At 36.9% G+C, this 18,421-nt stretch carries 18 protein-coding genes; 14 read left to right on the forward strand and 4 right to left on the reverse strand.

Annotated elements, in window-relative coordinates:
* Positions 1–57: 57 nt before the first annotated feature.
* A complete protein-coding gene (locus GZA11_RS00235; RefSeq protein ID WP_163182477.1) occupies positions 58–840 on the forward strand; it encodes an IclR family transcriptional regulator in 783 nt (260 codons plus the stop codon).
* 39 nt (positions 841–879) lie between these two features.
* Here GZA11_RS00235 and GZA11_RS16405 read toward each other — a convergent pair whose 3' ends face one another.
* The 3 genes from GZA11_RS16405 to GZA11_RS00245 all read right to left on the reverse strand — a co-directional run bounded on the left by GZA11_RS16405 (position 880) and on the right by GZA11_RS00245 (position 3,585).
* Complete coding sequence (locus GZA11_RS16405; protein WP_204317726.1) at positions 880–1,026, reverse strand: hypothetical protein; 147 nt, start codon at positions 1,024–1,026, stop codon at positions 880–882.
* 143 nt (positions 1,027–1,169) lie between these two features.
* Positions 1,170–1,841 carry a Dph6-related ATP pyrophosphatase gene (locus GZA11_RS00240; RefSeq protein WP_163182478.1) on the reverse strand — a complete coding sequence of 224 codons (672 nt, stop codon included), beginning with the start codon at positions 1,839–1,841 and terminating at the stop codon, positions 1,170–1,172.
* Positions 1,842–2,658: 817 nt separating this feature from the next.
* The gene (locus GZA11_RS00245) at positions 2,659–3,585 is read right to left on the reverse strand and encodes a DMT family transporter (RefSeq protein ID WP_163182479.1); all 927 of its coding nucleotides are present in this window, start codon (positions 3,583–3,585) and stop codon (positions 2,659–2,661) included.
* 524 nt (positions 3,586–4,109) lie between these two features.
* Here GZA11_RS00245 and GZA11_RS00250 point away from each other — a divergent pair.
* From GZA11_RS00250 to GZA11_RS00305, 12 genes are all read left to right on the forward strand, one after another.
* On the forward strand, positions 4,110–4,712 hold the full coding sequence (locus tag GZA11_RS00250; protein ID WP_163182480.1) for a hypothetical protein: 603 nt from the start codon (positions 4,110–4,112) through the stop codon (positions 4,710–4,712).
* 245 nt (positions 4,713–4,957) lie between these two features.
* Positions 4,958–5,983 (forward strand): LacI family DNA-binding transcriptional regulator, encoded by a 1,026-nt coding sequence (locus tag GZA11_RS00255; protein ID WP_163182481.1) that lies wholly within the window; start codon positions 4,958–4,960, stop codon positions 5,981–5,983.
* Complete coding sequence (locus GZA11_RS00260; RefSeq protein ID WP_163182482.1) at positions 5,980–6,861, forward strand: energy-coupling factor transporter transmembrane component T family protein; 882 nt, start codon at positions 5,980–5,982, stop codon at positions 6,859–6,861. The genes GZA11_RS00255 and GZA11_RS00260 overlap by 4 nt, the downstream gene beginning before the upstream one ends.
* Positions 6,862–6,865: 4 nt before the next feature.
* Positions 6,866–7,720 carry an energy-coupling factor ABC transporter ATP-binding protein gene (locus tag GZA11_RS00265; RefSeq protein WP_163182483.1) on the forward strand — a complete coding sequence of 285 codons (855 nt, stop codon included), beginning with the start codon at positions 6,866–6,868 and terminating at the stop codon, positions 7,718–7,720.
* A gap of 10 nt (positions 7,721–7,730) precedes the next feature.
* Positions 7,731–8,588: an energy-coupling factor ABC transporter ATP-binding protein gene (locus tag GZA11_RS00270; protein WP_163182484.1), complete on the forward strand. Its 858-nt coding sequence runs from the start codon at positions 7,731–7,733 to the stop codon at positions 8,586–8,588.
* Positions 8,572–9,426 carry a nucleoside phosphorylase gene (locus tag GZA11_RS00275; protein WP_163182485.1) on the forward strand — a complete coding sequence of 285 codons (855 nt, stop codon included), beginning with the start codon at positions 8,572–8,574 and terminating at the stop codon, positions 9,424–9,426. Before GZA11_RS00270 ends, GZA11_RS00275 begins: the two co-directional genes overlap by 17 nt.
* Before the next feature lie 34 nt (positions 9,427–9,460).
* Positions 9,461–10,252 carry an MTAP family purine nucleoside phosphorylase gene (locus GZA11_RS00280; protein WP_163182486.1) on the forward strand — a complete coding sequence of 264 codons (792 nt, stop codon included), beginning with the start codon at positions 9,461–9,463 and terminating at the stop codon, positions 10,250–10,252.
* On the forward strand, positions 10,252–11,715 hold the full coding sequence (locus GZA11_RS00285; protein ID WP_163182487.1) for an amidohydrolase family protein: 1,464 nt from the start codon (positions 10,252–10,254) through the stop codon (positions 11,713–11,715). Before GZA11_RS00280 ends, GZA11_RS00285 begins: the two co-directional genes overlap by 1 nt.
* The gene (locus GZA11_RS00290) at positions 11,712–12,320 is read left to right on the forward strand and encodes a class II aldolase/adducin family protein (protein WP_163182488.1); all 609 of its coding nucleotides are present in this window, start codon (positions 11,712–11,714) and stop codon (positions 12,318–12,320) included. Before GZA11_RS00285 ends, GZA11_RS00290 begins: the two co-directional genes overlap by 4 nt.
* Before the next feature lie 12 nt (positions 12,321–12,332).
* Complete coding sequence (gene mtnA / locus GZA11_RS00295; RefSeq protein ID WP_204317727.1) at positions 12,333–13,412, forward strand: S-methyl-5-thioribose-1-phosphate isomerase; 1,080 nt, start codon at positions 12,333–12,335, stop codon at positions 13,410–13,412.
* Positions 13,413–13,736: 324 nt separating this feature from the next.
* Positions 13,737–13,913: a hypothetical protein gene (locus GZA11_RS00300; protein ID WP_158332793.1), complete on the forward strand. Its 177-nt coding sequence runs from the start codon at positions 13,737–13,739 to the stop codon at positions 13,911–13,913.
* Between the two features lie 19 nt (positions 13,914–13,932).
* Complete coding sequence (locus tag GZA11_RS00305; protein WP_038535401.1) at positions 13,933–14,157, forward strand: hypothetical protein; 225 nt, start codon at positions 13,933–13,935, stop codon at positions 14,155–14,157.
* A 44-nt stretch (positions 14,158–14,201) separates the two neighbouring features.
* Here GZA11_RS00305 and GZA11_RS00310 read toward each other — a convergent pair whose 3' ends face one another.
* Positions 14,202–15,035, reverse strand: coding sequence for a TetR/AcrR family transcriptional regulator (locus tag GZA11_RS00310; protein WP_038535399.1), 834 nt, complete (start codon positions 15,033–15,035; stop codon positions 14,202–14,204).
* 100 nt (positions 15,036–15,135) lie between these two features.
* Here GZA11_RS00310 and GZA11_RS00315 point away from each other — a divergent pair, with 100 nt between their 5' ends.
* Complete coding sequence (locus GZA11_RS00315; RefSeq protein WP_163182489.1) at positions 15,136–18,225, forward strand: efflux RND transporter permease subunit; 3,090 nt, start codon at positions 15,136–15,138, stop codon at positions 18,223–18,225.
* Positions 18,226–18,421: the final 196 nt, after the last annotated feature.

Raw genomic sequence — 18,421 nt, forward strand, 5'->3', positions numbered from 1 at the left:
TTAATCAAACATCGCAGACATTTATCAGGCACTATGGGTATATTTGAGGTGAATAGTTTGGAAAGAGAAAATATGGTTAAATCTGTGAGCCGGGCATTAGATATTATTCAAATTGTAAGTTTAAAAAAGGAAGGGCTTGGCGTCACGGAGATTTCTAAACAAATCGATATTAATAAAAGCTCTGTATATAGAATTCTATCAACGCTTGTAAAGTATGGATATATGGAACAGGATGAAAATACGGGTCGGTATAAATTAGGCTATAAATTTTTAGAAATTAGTTCGAAAAAGTTAGAATCCATTGATCTCAGGGTGGAGGCAAAGCCTTTTTTACGGGAGTTAGAGAAAGAAACAAATGAGGTAATCCACCTTGTTGTTTACGATCAAGGTGAAGTAGTATATATCGAAAAATTAGAAGGAACAGAGACATTAAGAATGCATTCCAAGGTAGGAAAAAGAGCCCCTATGCATTGTACTTCTGTCGGGAAAGCGATTCTTGCCTATTTGCCATCTAGTGAAGTACTGGAGATTCTTGATCGCAAAGGACTTCCCGAGCATACAAATAAAACGATTACCGATCGCAATGCGTTTCTAGAGGAATTGGTCAAGGTAAAACAACGTGGCTATGCACTAGACTTGGAAGAAAATGAATATGGAATTCGCTGTATTGCGGCTCCGATTTTTGACCATTTAGGAAAGGTGATTGCAGCGGTAAGCATCTCTGGTCCAACGATTAGGATGACAAATGAAAGATTGGCACAGCTGCAAGTGCGAATACTGCAAATAGGCAAACAAATTTCAGCTCGGCTCGGATATATGGATGAAATTCTGAATTCATGATGTAGTCATAATAAGAATAAGCCGGGTAATCCCGGCTTTTTATGTGATAGGCATTAATTCGGTGGAATGAACGAATTCAACATGATATAAGCTGTCTACTTCCTTAATTTCGCAAAAACCAGAAGAGTATTGATACAAAATGACATATTTCTTTCCTTTATATAGAACATAAGACTTGTCTTTCATACAATCGCCGCCCTTCGATTTTTTTCTGAAAAAATTGTATATTTGCGTACATTTTTATTTATGAATCGAGGAACAAATATATGTGAATTTTTTGTAGAAAAAAATGAAGAATGGTCTGTAATGAAATATGTCTATTTCAAAACTTATATGAATTGACAAGTTTTAAATTCCAATTTTTTAGTAGTTTCAAGTTCTACAACTTCCGGCTTATCTAATTGAATTCTCTTTGAAAATAATGGACCGTCAAAAACAAAAGTATGATATTCCCCATATTCCCCCATTGGGCAAATTGCCACTTTTTGAATATCTTTCAAAAACGAGTCATCTAATACCCGGCCAAGCCACGATTCATCTAATACATCTTCCCGGACTCGAATGACCACCGCCTGATACCCAGAATGAACAAACTGTTCGAGTAAATCGAGGGCATTCTCTGATCGAGTCCAAAGTGGATATATCGCCTCTACACCAGCTGCTTCAGCAACTTTTTCTCCCCACTCACGATGTCCGTCCAAATATAAATCTCCATAGGCAATTCCTGAGATTTGATAGTGAGTTTTCAAATCTTTTACTGCTTGAATAAATTGTTCTGTATAGCTATCGAGTTGGCATTCAATGAAATAAACTGGAATGGAAAGTGCTTCAGACTGTAATCGAATCATTTCCATACGCTCACCATGACCAAAAGTCCGACCAATCTCTTTCGGGACAGTCGTCACTAAAGAAACGATCTCATAACCTTGCTGAATGAGTGTATGTAAGGCCATGCAGCTATCTTTTCCACCGCTCCAGGATAAAGCAATTCTCTTCTTCATAGAATCCTTCCTAACATTATGAATTTACTAATATTATAACAAATTCTCTCATGGTCTAAATGTTAGATTTGTTTGGAAAAATACTATTTTATTCGGAAAATCGATGGAGGGGTGTCGAATAGAACAAATAAATGGTCGACAGTTAGGCAATGCAATAAATGTTTCGTTTTAAATGGGTTCACGAATTTGACACAACATCCTAAATTTTTTATACGTAAAATTTGACATGGAAAGACATGATTTTTGTCCATTTTTCAAGACAAAATTGCTAAGAAGATAAAATGGAAGATGAATTTGTAAAATATGCTGAAAAATAGTCGAAATTTTCAAATTTAACCAATGTCATATGTCTGGTAAAATGAAAATAACAACATATATTGAAAGAAGACTATTGACGAAATTTGAATAAAACATAAGCAGAGAAAGGTGGGACTGCTATGATTGTGAAGGTAAAATTTTGGAGAAGATTAACCAAAAATCAGAAGCTGAGATTATTAAAGGAAAGGGCTCAAATATAAAGCCATTATGTAAAGGTAAGTAATTTATTGACTTGGAGATCAATATGGAAATTTCAAGGGCTTTCAGTTTTTAAACATAATTTCGTTGCTTGGTTCTATACCATGTAACGTGAAAAACCACCATGTGAAAAAGATGATCCCTCTAGTGAAGACAGATAAACAAAGGCGATTCTGTCTCACAAGAGGGATTTTTTATGACAAAATTCATTTCAAACGGATGAAAATGTTGACGTAAGATTTATAAAAAATAAAGTAAATGATGATGCACAATTACACATATCTATAAAATATTTGGCACATCAAGCGGCGGTGTTTTTCTTTAGCCATTTTCGTTTAAATAGGGAAGGGTTCGTTCCAATGAAAACTCCTGACAAAACTAATAATGCCCCAATTGCATGTGCTGTAGTAAAGGTTTCTCCTAAGAAGAAGGTCGCCATCAATACAGCTGAAACAGGCATGACATTAATAAAAATCGAAGCTTTTGCGGCACCAACCTGTTTAATACCGTAATAATACATAATAAAGGAGATTACAGTGACAAAAATACTCATATGAGCAATAGCAAGCCAAGTCACTACATTTGCTTGAGTAACATCTCGCCAAGTTGTATCTGCCAAAGCAAAAGGTAATAAAAATAAGGTGCCAAAAGCGACCGCATAGGTGGTAGATTCTACTGAACTATATTTCTTTAATACAACTTTACCAACAACGCTGTAGATGGCCCAGCTGACTACAGCTCCGAGCAATACGAAATCAATAGGTTCAAAGCCTAGTTTGAATAAATCAATAATATGTCCGTCTGTAATAATATAGGTAGCTCCAGATAGAGCAATGACCATGCCGAGCACATGATTTTTCGTAATGGTTTCTTTTAAAAATAACCCTGATAAAAGCACGATTAAAACCGGATTGGAAGCAATAAATAATGAACTTTTTATTACCGGTGCGTGTTTAGTGGCAATAAAGAAACAAATATTATAAAGGGCGATGCCGGTTAATCCTAAAATGGCAAATAATCCTAGATCTTTAATCGTTGGTTTCTTGCGGTTTTTTTCCATCACCCACATGATGGGAAATAGGAGAATGGCCGCGCCAAGAAATCGTATAAAAGCAACGGTTGCCGGCTCAAAGCTTTGTACGGCCAATTTGCCGGCAATAAAGGCGCTTCCCCAAGTAGCCGTTGCCAGCGTCAACATTCCATATGTAATCCACAATTTTTTCTTCATGGTTTTCCCTTTCTCTCTTTTTATCAATTTTATAAATTGGATTTTATCATGTTTTTTCGTAAATCGAAATAAATTTTTTTGGATAGGATGATTGTTGTGTTCTAATGCAAGGAAATATATTAGATAAATAGAAATTGTTGGTTAAGAAACTACGATGTGAAGAAAAGTAGAAAGAATTTTTAAAAAATATTGAAAAGTGTATTTTGAACTTGTATAATGAAGAACAAGTAGGGAAACGTTTTTACATAATAAGCCTAGTGAGACAGCGATTGTATAATAATGACATTTTAACTACCTGTAAATACAAGTTTTATACACAAAAATTCCAATTTTTTCTTTTGGATTTTTGTGGAATCGTTTCCATTCTGTATTAAAAGCTTTGCTTTTAATTATAAAAAATAAAAATTTTTCAACACAGAAAAAATTTCTGATGGGTGCAACAATGTTACAGAAAGGGGAGAAAAAGGAACGGTCAAAAGGGGTTAGAGAGGAGAAGAAGGAATAAAAATAAGGGGGGAGTTTGAATGAAAAAAAATTCCAGTTTTATAGTGGCAATGATTCCTGCAGGGATCGCACTGAACTGGGTGGCAAATTCCATTGTTGAAATGCTTAAACTACCAATTTTTTTAAATAACATTGGTACAGTCTTAAATGCCGTTGTTTTAGGACCGATCTATGGAATCGTAACAGCCCTCATGACGAATACCATTTTAGGATTAGTTGTTCGCTGGACCTATGTACCGTTTGCCTTAGTAGGTGCTGCTGTAGCATTCATGGCCTATTTCTTCTTTAAAAAGGGATGGTATAAAAAGACTTGGAAAGTACTCGCGGCAGGTGCGATTGCTGGAGCGATAGGAGCAGTGATTTCCACTATTATTTCGGTCTATGTTTTTGGAGGTTTCTCGGGCCATGCCAATGATATCTTTACTGCTGGTTTAGTAGCTGCAGGACAACAAATTTTTAGTGCAACCTTTATTGCCAACTTGCCAACAACAATCGTCGATAAAGTATTAACGTTTTGGATTGTTTCTATGATCTTAAAAATCTTCCCGGTTCGATTTTTGCCAAATGCAAGAGATATCCGCGAAAAACTTGGCTTATCTTCTGGGAATGGGGCAGCATTATAGATCCAACATGAACAAGAAGAAACATCTTTATGATGTTTCTTCTAATAAACTCCTTAATGGAAACGTTTCCTTAAACTTTTTCATAATTACCATAAAAAATTTCACTAGTAGGAAAATATATTTCAGAAAATTATTGCTATTTAATGATCTGGAAATTAATATTAATATAGATCCCTAAAAATAGTAATAAAAGGAAATGGAAGGATTTAAGGAAACGTTTCCATGTTTGATAGGAGGATAATGAAATGACTACGATTAAGGATGTTGCTAGAGAAGCAAGTGTTTCCATATCAACCGTCTCAAGAGTATTAAATGGGAGTGGTTACACAAGTGAAGAAACAAGACAGAAGGTTTATCAAGCAGTTGAAAAATTAAATTTTAAGCGCAATATGATTGCAGCTGCGATGATAAAAAAACAAACATCGACCTTTGGATTAATTATTCCAGATATTAAAAACATTTTTTATGCAGACTTAACGAGAGCTGTAGAGGATACAGCCAATCAACATGGGTTTAATATCGTCCTTTGTAATACGGATAACAATTTAACGAAAGAAGCCGAGTATATTGATTTTCTCATTGCAAAGGGGGTAGATGGAATTATCTTTTCAACTCCAGAAGTCAAAGATAAAAACATTAAGCAAGTAGTAGAAGAATATCCTGATCTACCTGTTGTCATCCTTGGAAGTAAAATCCCTGGTGTAAAAATCAATGAAATTTTAGTAGACAACTTTGAGGGGGGATATATGGCAACCAATCATTTATTAGAATTGGGCCATAAAAAAATTGCTTTTATTTCAGGAAGTGCGGATTCTTATGCCTCCATAGAGAGATATAAAGGATTTCAAAGTGCACTTGCCGATAAAAAAATAAAAATAATAGAAGATTTTGTCATCTTCGATAAGTTCTATATTGATAGTGGCTATAAAAATGGTTTGAAACTTCTTTCAAGACAAGATCGTCCTACCGCTATTTTTGCGGCTAGTGATGCGATCGCGGTAGGAATTTATAAAGCAGCAAGAGAGCTTAATTTAAAAATTCCTGATGATTTGTCTATCATCGGTTTCGATGACTCGCAGTTTGCAGACATTATTTCTCCTCCACTTACGACCATTCATACCCCTATCATTGAAATGGGGAACCGAGCGATGGAAATTGCTATTAAAACAATGAAGGAAAAAAGGCATGTAAAAGAAACGATTGTTTTTTATCCAACATTAGTAGAAAGAGAATCAACTAGGAAACTAGATGAAGGAGGTTGCCATGAATGAACAGTTTGTATATTGCAAGAGAAAGTATGATTCATCGGTTAGACCCACGAACAAAGATTTTGTTTGTTTTATTTATCGTCATTAGTACATTCCTTTTTAAGGATCCAGCCATGCAACTTATTCTTCTATTTGGAATGTTCCCTCTTATTTTACTATCTAAATTAGTGAAGCAGTATTTTATATCGATGCAGTTTCTTATGCTCTTTGTCGTGTTAATCATGACCATTCATGGAATTTATAATCCGATCGGCGAAACCCCGGTTTTTGAAATTTTCGGAGGGTTAACGTTCAAATATGAATCCTTGGTCTATGCTTCGGTTATGTCTTTTCGAATTCTTGTGATAGGTACTGCAGCTGTGTTATTCGTTATGACCACACATCCTTCCGATTTAGCCATCGCATTAATGAAATGGAAAGTATCACATTCCATAGCCTTTATGTTTCTATCAACCTTTCAAATTATCCCTATCATTGCGAGAGAAGCAAAAATTGTCATGGAGGCTCAGCAAGCGAGATGTCTCGATGTAAAAGCCAATATTTTTGAAAGAGTAAAACACCTAGTCCCCTTATTTGCACCATTGTTTATCATTACATTTGTAAAAGTTCACCAGTTATCTTATGTATTGGAATGCCGAGCTTTTAGTCGAAATGGTGTAAAAACAAGTTTAAGAGAAACAAAGATTTCCTCGTTGGATTATATGTTCATCAGTGGCATGCTCGTCCTTCTTTTAACAGAGTTATATTTAAGTTTTGCCCAGAAAATTTCTTTAACCACGAGCAATTTACTAGTAAGTTCCTTATTTGCTGTATGGGCAGTGTTCTTCATCGTAATAGTAAAATTTTTATTTAAAAAAGTGAGCGTATTCATAGGGGGATGAGTCAATGAGTAACCGAGATGCCATCGTCGTTGAAAATTTAACGTTTCAATACCCTGATACAGATACTCCAGTATTAAAAAATATCCATTTTACTTTAAAAGAAGGGGAAGTATTGGGGATTATTGGTCGGACAGGATCGGGCAAAACAACTTTGGCCATGTGTTTAAACCGGTTAGTTCCGACTGTCATTCAAGGAAATTTAGAAGGAACAATAACTGTATTAGGACAAGACATCTCTCCATTGTCTGTGGGAGATATGGCAGATAAGGTAGGCTTTGTTTTCCAAGAGCCAGAAAACCAGCTTAGTCAAATGACAGTTGAAGAGGAAATCGCTTTTGGTATGGGGAATTTAGGGATTTCCAGGGAAGAAATGAAATATCGTATCCAGGAAACTTTAAAACAAGTAGGATTAGAAGGATTTGAAAAAAGAAGTCCCCTTGCCTTATCAGGTGGCCAGCAACAACGATTAGCGATAGCTTCTGTAATGGCAATGAGACCTTCGATCATGATCATGGATGAGCCTACTTCTATGCTCGATCCTCGTGGGAAAAATGAAGTTTATGATGTATTACGAAAAATAAAAACATATGGAATGACAGGGATCATCATTGACCATGAAGTGGAAAGAATGGCAAGCTATTGCGATAAAATCCTTGTTCTCGATGATGGAGAAGTGATCATGTTCGGTACACCGAAAGAGGTATTTTCTGAACTCACCCTTTTACATGAGATGGAAATGAATGCCCCTCAAGTAACAGAATTGGCTGATCGATTAAGGAAAGAATTACAGATCGATGTTGGAAGTCCCATTACTGTCGAGGAAGCAGTAAAAGCGTTTCAAATCGTCTCGATAAAATAGGAGGAACAATATGGAACCATTTATTAGAGTTACAGGAGTTTCACATGTATACCCTAATGGGGTTACTGCTATTCAGGATGTGAACCTTGAGATTGGAGAAGGGGAAATCGTTGCTGTTCTTGGAAGTAATGGTTCAGGAAAAACAACTTTAGTTAAACATTTTAATGGATTATTGAAACCGACTACTGGTCAAGTCACTGTAGGAAATATGAATACAAAAAAAGAAAGAATTGCAAAACTTTCTAGTCAAGTAGGGTACGTATTTCAAAATCCTAATCATCAAACCTTTTTGCCCACAGTTAGACAGGAACTTTACTATGGCTGTAAAAATTTAAAGATTTCTGAAGAGGAAACGGAAAAACGAGTTAAAAAAGCGATTGAATTATTTGAACTTGAGAATTTATTGGATGCCAATCCTTTTGATTTAAATTCAAGTAAAAGAAAAGAAATTGGTATGGCTTCGATCATGGCTATATCCCCGAAAGTTGTCGTCCTCGATGAGCCTACGACAGGGCAGGATCACAAAGGATGCAAACGGGTATTGGAATTGGTAAAAATGTTTCATGAACATGGCCATATCGTGGTATTGGTTACGCACGATATGCAATTAATCGGTGAGTTAAATTGCCGTGTTGTCATCATGAATAAAAGTAGAAAAATTGCTGATGATCGTGCGGATGTTGTTTTTAAAAATCAGGAATTATTGAAGACAGCAGACTTACAACCACCACAGGTGATGGAATTGGCAAACCAACTAACTTATTTAAATAGGAATGAATCCTACTTAACAATTGATTCCATTGTTAAGTGGTTCAAAAATAACAAAAAAGGACTAGAGGAGGAACGGAAAATTGGTACAGGATCTTAAGTGGGAAACAAATGCCAATCGTCCAGAAACTGAAAAAAAAGCTCAATATCATATTCGGTGCGCACCCGGAGATATCGCAAAATACGTTCTATTGCCTGGTGACCCTGAAAGGGTTCCAATGATGGCAAACTTATGGGATGAAAGCCGCCATATCGCCACTTATCGTGAGCATGTTACCTATACAGGAAAAGTGGCTGGTGTCGAGATATCTGCCTGTTCCACCGGAGCAGGGGGCCCTTCAACTGCAAGTGCATTAGAAGAACTAGCAGAAATCGGTGCTGAAACATTTATTCGAGTAGGTACATGTGGGGCCATGCAGGATTATATTGACCCAGGTGATCTCATTATTTGTGCTGGGGCTGTTCGATATGATGGTACAAGTGATCAGTATGTAGATTCCAAATATCCAGCACTAGCCAATCAAGAGGTAGTAATGGCTTTGATTGAAGCAGCAGAAAAATTAAATGTGAAATATCACGTGGGATTGGCCTACACCTCCGCATCCTTTTTCTGTGGTCAAGGTCGCCCAGGGTTCAATAATTACAAACAAAGCTGGATGGAAACAATCCTAAATGATATGCAGCGGGCAGGGGTTTTAAATTTTGAAATGGAGGCTGCCACCGTTCTTACCTTAAGCCATTTATTTGGCCTTCGGGCAGGTGCCGTTTTCTCTGTAGTGGCAAACCGGGTAAAAGATCAATTTGCATATAAGGGGACGGCTATTGAACAGTCGGTTGCCGTTTCTACAGAGGCAGTTAAGATCTTGGCACATTGGGATCAATTGAAGAAACAAGCAGGAAAAAAATATTTTTATCCATCCTTATTAAAATCCTATTAATAGATTCATAGATTTTGGAAAGGAGTAGAATGGAATGAAAATTGGCGTAATTGGTGGAACAGGGTTTTATGATCTTTTAAAAGAGGTGGAAAAAATAGAGGTTACAACTGAATTTGGTGTAGTCCCTGTATTTAAAGGAGAGCATGCCAATAAAGAAGTTTATTTCCTACCAAGACATGGGGAAAATCATCATTGCCTTGCACATGAAGTGAATTATCGAGGCAATATGATAGCGCTAAAACAATTAGGGGTTAATCATGTATTGGCAATGTGTGCCGTCGGATCGTTAAATCCTGAGATTCCAGTTGGCCATTTTGCTTTATTAGATGATTTTGTGGATGTGACAACCAATCGAGTAAAAACGTATGGAAAATATTCGGTTGATATTAGTCGCCCGTACGATGAAGAACTCCGACAGTATTTTATGGAAGCGGCAAGACAAACAGGAATTGAGTTGACGCCAAAAGCGACCTACATCACTGTGGATGGACCACGATATGAAACATCTGCTGAAATTAAATTATATCGTAGTTGGGGAATGGATGTAGTCGGAATGACAAACGGCACGGAAGCTAGTTTAGCTAGAGAACTAGGAATTGCTTATGCGGTGGTGACACTTGCAACGGATATGGCAGCAGGCATGACCGATGTAGCCCCAGATTTAGAAATGCATCGAAGTGTTGTAAAAAATAACAAAGAAAAAATGATCAAGCTATTCTTAAAAACGATCGAGTTGGTTGAAACAAACGGAAAATCGGAAGCAATGCTAGCTTATGAACGTGCGATTGAAGCAAGAAAAGATAAGCTGGCAGCAACAAAGGCATAATGAAGCTACTCATAAAAAATACAACCCTCATTACTATGAATGAGGAGAAGGAGATTATTCAAGGTAGTTTATTGATTGGAAACGGAAAGATTAAAGACATAATTCCAACCTCTTCCGGTAGTGAATTCGACTTTACTGCCGGGGAGGTGATGGATGGAAGTGAAATGATCGTCTTACCTGGTATGACCAATGCACATTATCATTCTTATTCCAATCTATTAAAGGGAACCATCAGTAATTTGCCATTAGAGATTTGGTCCCTTTACACAGTTGCATATGGTCATTCTTTGGATGATCAAGACATCGAATTAGCGGTTCTATTAGGTGCCATTGACATGATCAAAAGCGGCATTACTTCCTGTGTTGATCATTTTCCACATATTCGAAGAACTGAAGCCGCATTAAAGGCCTATGAAAAAACGGGAATGAAAATCGGGTTTGCGCCGATGATGCATGATGTTTTCGATCATCATTTTCTTCCAGTTTCATTGCCCCTGAATATAAAAGAAAAACTGGAAGCTGTCAAGCCAAATTCACCGAAAGTAATGAGGAATTATTATACGAATCTCATTAAAAATTGGCATCAAAAAAATGGGAAAATATCGATTTTCTTAGGTCCGAATGCTCCACAAAGATGTTCTGACGAAATGCTTAATCTTTGTGAAGAGTTAAGTAAGCAAGAAGGGCTTTTTATTCACACTCACTTACTAGAGACAGAGATTCAAAAACGAGTCGGTGATAGGACCTTTACAGACGGGATCATTGGAAGATTAAAAAAATATAAACTTCTATCATCCAAATTATCGACTGCCCATTCTGTCTGGCTAAATGATAGAGAAATAGACCTTTTCGCTGAACATGGGGTCACCGTTGTTTGTAATCCGGTCAGTAATTTGATGCTAGGTAGTGGCATAGCTCCTTTACCCCAATATTGGCGTGCAGGAGTTTATGTGGCATTAAGGACAGACTCTTCGAATTGTGGCATTTCTCATAATTTATTTGAAGCAATGAGAATGGCTCTTTTGATCCATCGGGTAGGGAATAACTGCTATGAACAATGGATCCAACCATGGAATGTCTTGCAAATGTCTATTAATGGTGGTGCACATGTTTTTGGAGAGGCTCATAAACGGGGGAAAATTCAAAAAGGCTATGATGCAGATTTAGTATTGCTGAAAAAGGATACACCAACCTTTGCAACGAACTCTGATTTGATCTCACAGCTCGTTTTCTATGAAAATGGAATTTCTGTTGATTCTGTTTTGATCAATGGTGAATGGGTACTAAAAAATAAAAGAATTATGACGTTTGATGAAAAATCCGTGATTCGGCGAGTTCAAGAAAGATACCAAGCTATCATGGAAAAATGTCAACCAGCCCTAGAGTTGGCAAAGGAAGCACATCCCTATTTTGCTAGAATGTACCATAAGATTCATGATCAAATAAAGGAGGCAATCCAATGAATATAGAGTTGCTTAAAAAAGAGCTTGAGTATATATCACATAAGGTTTATCAAAAGGGGTTTACACAAGCAACGGGAGGAAATATAAGTGTTCGCATTCCTGGTACAGACCAGGTTCTCATTAAAAGAAGTGGTGTCAGCTTAGGAGAAGTTTCAAGAGAAGATGCATTAATTGTCAACATGGACGGGAAAGTGCTGGAAGGGCAAGGCAAACCCTCGAAAGAAATTAGCTTTCATCTTGGCATCTATAAAACTCGTCCGGATGTACATGCAGTGGTCCATTGTCATCCGAACTATGCCGTGGGTTATGCCTGTTTAGGACAAGAATTACCACTCCCAACGGTAACCGCTCGAAAATTATTAGGTAAAGTTCCTTGTGTTGAAGTAGCTCCATCAGGTTCCCCAGAATTAGCTAGATTTGTTGTAGAAGCATTCGAAACTTATCCTGACATAAAAGCAGTATTAATGAAAGATCATGGAATTTGTGCTGTTGGACCGACACTTGAAGCTGCTTATAATGTAACGGATTTATTAGAAGCAACAGCAAAACAGGCTTTCATTGTTTCTCAATTAAAGGCGGCCCAAAAATTGCCTGTACACCAATAAAGGAGGGGATGGATGAGGATGGATCGAATCGTTGCCTTGATGAAAGAATTAAAATCGAAAAATTTGGCACTCCCTATTTGGTTTGAAGAGGGAGCACTGAAGGTAATTGATCAATTAAAGCTTCCATTCCAAGAGGAAGTCTATACCTTACATGATGTGTCCGAATTGGCAAAGGCAATTAAAAATATGAATATTAGAGGTTCAGGGGCCATTGGTATTTGTGGAGTTTATGGGATTCTATTAGCTGCTTTGAAATCCAATGGAAAGAAAGAAAAAATTCTAGAAGCAGCCTCCTTATTAAAAAGTACGAGACCAACAGCTGTCAATTTAATGAAAACCATTGATGAAATGGTTTCCGTCGCAGAAGGCAGTTCGGAGGATATTGTAGAAAAAGTAGAACAAAAAGCTGTCGATATTCTAAAGCGGCAACTTCAATTTGAATATGATTTAGGAGCTCATGGGGCTGAACTCATCAATGATGGTGATACGATTATGACTCATTGCCATTCTGGAGCCTTAGGTGGTTCCGGGTTTGGTGGACGTGCATTATCTGTCATTCGAACAGCCTTTGAACAAGGGAAAAAAATTCATGTTTACACATGCGAAACACGCCCTTATTTACAAGGAGCAAGAATTACGGCCTATGAACTGAAGAAATTTGGTATCCCACATACTTTAATCACAGATGGAATGTCTGGATATTTTATGAATCAAGGCTATATCCAAAAAGTGGTGGTTGGTTCAGATCGTGTCGCTGGTAATGGAGATTTAGCCAATAAAATCGGAACCTATAATCATGCGCTAGCCGCCAAAGCGAATGGAATTCCTTTTTATACCGCAACTTCAAGTCATACCATTGATTTCTTAACGAAAAGTGGAAAAGATATTGAAGTGGAAATGAGAAACGGAGACGAAGTCGTTTATTTAAATGGGTCTCGTATTGCCCCTGAAGGAACCCATGCTTTGTATCCATCTTTTGATATTACACCGAATGAACTGATTACTGGAATTATTACGGAAATCGGTGTCATTCAGTCACCGTATGATAGAAATCTAAAAAAATTAGCCAACAATAATCCTGTTACCATTTAATATCCCATTCAAAAAGTAGACATACTTGTCTACTTTTTTTTTATGAAATGATTTACAATAAGAACCATTTCAATAGACACACTCATTTTCCATACCGTACATTGACTTCATTCGCGCATCTTAAATGACCTCCGGTTCATGTTATTTCCATTATTTAGCTTCATGTACACAGCAACGCTTTTTGGATGTCATACATAAACTATACTATCCACTATTGTTCAACGTATCGACATGCAATAAAAATCATCCTAAGTTTGATTTGAATCGAAAAATTTGGACAAAACTATAAAGATGAAAGTCCATTTTTTGATGAGGTGAATAGGTATGAAAGAACCATTGGAATACTCACCAATTTTTTATAATGAAGTGATCCACTATTTAGAAACGAAATGGAACCGCCAGCTTGATGATCATGAACGTCATGTGTTAATTGAAGGGTATCGTTTTGGGAGGTTAATTGAAGCGGAAAACGAAATAAAAATTTTGTTTACCAATCAATAAATGTTCAAAGGAGTAGCCTATGTATCAAATCACTAACATGATCATCGATGATGATTTTGCCACAGAAGAATATGTCACTGTTCAGTTTTTTCATAATCATAAGCAGTATAGTGTTACCTTTAAAAAAGCAGATTTGGAAGTGGTAAATGAATGGGTTTTCGAAGAGGAAACATCACTTCCTGCCGATTTACCAAATGAAGTGATTGAATCTATACGTGAGAAAATAAAGAAGAATATCTATTAAAAAAAGGAAGGCAGAATGACTTATGAAGTACATTCTGCCATTTTTTATAAAAATTCAAAATAACGATCTATTAAATAGGGAATCCATTTACAGTGGGGATGTTGACGAATATTTTGCAATAATCCTTTTACGATCGCAGGACTCAGACTTGGATCAATGAGTTCATTTTTAAGCAGTAGCAGAGATTCCTTAATTATGGGATCGTCCACTTCCTCTATCAATTGTTCCATTTTTTGGATAATTTGTTCCTTTGTTTCTCCTCCATATTCTGGACCGGTAAATATTTGATAAAGATCTTCCGTCATAAATGGAAGTGTCACATGCTTTGCCAATACATTCGTTTTTTCCACTAGGGAATGAGCTAGTAATTCCAAATCAAGCGGGACATTATAGAACACAAAAAGGTTGGAATATGTTTGTATAAATCCTTTAATGCAATACATTAAATCATATTTGGTCTTTCGGATTTCTTCACTATAAAGTCGTTCAATCATAGTAATAATGATTTTTTCCATCATACGGTTGAAATCATACATTTTATGAATAAATTCTTCATTGATGGTTTGGGCCTGTTCCTTCATAAGAAGTTTGGCGAAATCCGAATGTTTATGAAAGGACTGAAACGCCGTGAAATAAAAGTCATATAATAGATTTTCATTATTTGAGTTTCTGACTACGTAGTCAATTTCGGAAAGGAATTGCATCATGAAATGATCAATTAAGGCTAATATTAATTCATCTTTTGACTTAAAAGATAAGTAAAACGCCCCTTTTGAAATGCCACAATGTTCAGTAATTTGCTGAACAGAAGTTGCTTCAAATCCTTGTTTGGCAAATAACTCTAATGCTTTTTCCATAATTAATTGTTTTTTTGCCATGTTGATAAAACACTCCAAAATTCATTTTGTTGACAAATGACTAGTTGGTCAGTATTATATGGAATTAGGTCAAAAAAGTCAATCTTAGGTAGGTGTCATTGTGAAAGGACTAGTCAATTTTGTCACAAGAAATAAATTAGCAGTTTGGTTATTGACGATTATTATTACTGTATCTGGCATTTATTCAGGTACACGAATGAAAACGGAAACGATTCCTGATATTTCGATTCCATACTTAATGGTTATGGGGGTTTATCCAGGTGCCACCCCTGAGAAAGTAATGGAAGAGATCTCCATGCCCATTGAAAAAGCCGTCGAAGGCTTAGAAGACGTGAAGGCAGTTTATTCCAATTCCTATTCTAACATGTCAAGTATACAGGTGGAATATGAATATGGGATTGATATGGACGAGGCAAAACGAGCTTTACAATCCGCAATTGATGATGTGAAGTTGCCGGATGGGGCTGAAAAGCCGACAATTACCGCCATTAGCATGAATATGATGCCTGTTGTCGCTCTAAGTGTGAGCAGTAAGACGGAAGATATCGTTGAATTAACGTCAACGGTTGAGGATATTTTGCTTCCGAAAATTGAGAAAATCGATGGTGTGGCATCGGCTACCATTACCGGTCAGCATATAGAAGAAGTTCAACTAACGTATAACAAAGAAAAAATGGCTGAACTTGGTTTAACAGAAGAGAATGTTAAACAAATGATTCAATCAAGTGACATGGCTGTCTCGCTCGGATTATTCGAGTTTAAAGAAGGGGAGCAAGCAGTTTCTATTGACGGTAAATTTATGACTACGGATGAACTAAAGGGAATGCTTATTCCAGTCACACCGACAGCCACTCATCCACAGCCATTTGTTAAACTAAGTGACATCGCAGAAATTAAAGAAGTAGGTAAAGTTCAATCTGTTTCACGTACAAACGGAAAAGATGCGATTGCTGTACAAATTGTAAAAGAACAACAGGCGAATACAGTAGATGTTGTAAATGCTGTGAAAGACCTGATTAAAGAACAAGAGAAGAAAATTGATGGAATCATCATCGATGTTTCCCTTGACCAAGGAAAACCGATTGAAGAATCTGTTTCAACAATGGTAGAAAAAGCCGTATTTGGCGGTCTTATTGCGGTATTAATCATCCTTCTATTCTTACGTGATATAAAATCGACGATTATTTCGATTATCTCTATTCCAGTATCGGTATTCATGGCGTTTTTACTGTTAAACTGGATGGATATTACATTAAACATCATGACGCTTGGTGCGGTTACAGTTGCGATCGGGCGTGTGATTGATGACTCCATTGTAGTAGTAGAAAATATTTATCGCCGTTTACATTTAAAAGGGGAGAAGTTAACAGGCCGTGCACTAATTCGTGAAGCAACGATTGAAATGTTCAAACCAATTCTGTCTTCTACATTAGTAACAGTTGCGGTATTCGCTCCGTTAATGTTCGTAGGCGGAATGGTCGGCGAATTATTTATGCCATTTGCCTTAACAATGGCATTTGCGCTTGGTGCTTCATTGATTGTTGCGATTACCATTGTTCCTGCTCTTTCCCACTTCTTATTTAAAAAGAAATTATATAGTGAAAAAACAGAAGGCGACCATAAAGAAGTTGGTAAATTGGCCAATTGGTATAAAGGAGTCCTTAACTGGAGTCTGAACCATAAAATAGTGACTTCTCTGATCGCCATTGTATTATTGGTGGGCAGTTTGGCTTTAACACCTTTGATCGGTTTCAGTTTTATGGGTAGTGAAGAAGAAAAAGTCATGTACTTGACCTATACGCCTGCTCCTGGGGAACTTAAAGAAGAGACATTAAAAAATGTGGCCACTGTAGAAGAAAAATTATTGAAACGGGATGATATTGATATTGTACAAGTATCTGTAACTGAAAGTGGCGACCCTACTGCAGCCATGATGGGTCAAGGTAGCAATGGAGCTTTAATGTACCTCATTTTTGATCCAGATATGGAAAACTTCCCAGAGGTTCGAGAAGAAATTGAAGAGTATGTGTTCAACATTGGTCAATCAGGAGAATGGAAGAGCCAAAACTTCTCTTCCATGTCCGGCGCTGCTTCCAATGAAATTAGCTACAATTTCTACAGTGAAGACTTAGGGAAACTTAATAAAGCCATCAAGATGGCGGAAGAAGTAATGAAGAAAAACAATGGGCTAGAAGATGTATCATCCAGTTTGGAAGAGTCCTTTACCGAATATACCTTTAATGTTTCTCAGAATGAATTAATGCAATATGGGCTTACAACTGGCCAACTTGTGATGATGTTAAATCCTATGGAAAATAAGGAAGTATTAACAACGATAGAAAAGGACGGAAAATCTTTAGAGGTAATCGTCCAGCAAAAACAAGAAGCTGCTCAACCGAAGTCTATTGATGAAATGCTAGCAACACCAGTTCCGACAGCTCAAGGGAATACCGTGCCACTTTCCGAAATCGTATCAGTAGAGAAAGGCACGACACAAAATACCCTTTCACGTAGTAAAGGTGAATACTATGCTTCGGTGTCAGGCACGATAAAAGAAAAAGATATTTCAAAAGTATCCTCTGAAGTAAGTAAAGAAATAGAAAAATTAGATTTGCCTAAAGGTGTCAGCTATGGTGCTTCTGGTGTTCAAGAAGATATGAAAGAAACGTTTACTCAATTAGGTATCGCCATGGCGGCAGCAGTAGGTATTGTCTACTTCATCTTAGTTGTTACGTTTGGTGAAGGTCTTGCTCCGTTTGCAATCCTGTTCTCATTACCATTTGCGGTTATCGGTTCATTTGTCGGTTTATATATTGCCGATGAGACGATTTCTGTTTCCGTCATGATGGGACTACTGATGTTGATTGGTATCGTTGTAACAAACGCGATTGTCCTCGTTGACCGGATTATTCATATGGAACGTGATGGCATGAATATGAGAGAAGCGATTTTAGAAGCAGGGGCTACACGTCTACGTCCAATCTTAATGACAGCCATTGCTACCATTGGCGCATTAATTCCACTGGTCATTGGAAATGGTGGAGGCGGATTAATCTCAAAAGGTTTAGGGATAGCTGTTATTGGTGGATTGGCAAGTTCAACCTTATTAACATTGATTGTTGTTCCAATCGTCTATGAAGTTCTTTCAAAAATCTTTAAGAAAAACCGCAAAGAAATGGAAGAAAACTAAAAAAAAGGGGCTGTCTAAAAAGTCCATTTAAGAGAAAAATGAACCCAAATTAAAAACCCAAGAATGTTGATTTAACAGCATTCTTGGGTTTTGCTTTTATAAAGATTACGGCTGAAATACTACTTTCCGGACAGCCCCTTTTTTTGTTAAAAGCTTTCATGTATTACACGTCTAAAAAGAGAGTGTTATGGAAAGG

Origin of the sequence: Neobacillus sedimentimangrovi (assembly GCF_010614825.1) — a bacterium.
GTDB lineage: Bacteria > Bacillota > Bacilli > Bacillales > Cytobacillaceae > Neobacillus > Neobacillus thermocopriae.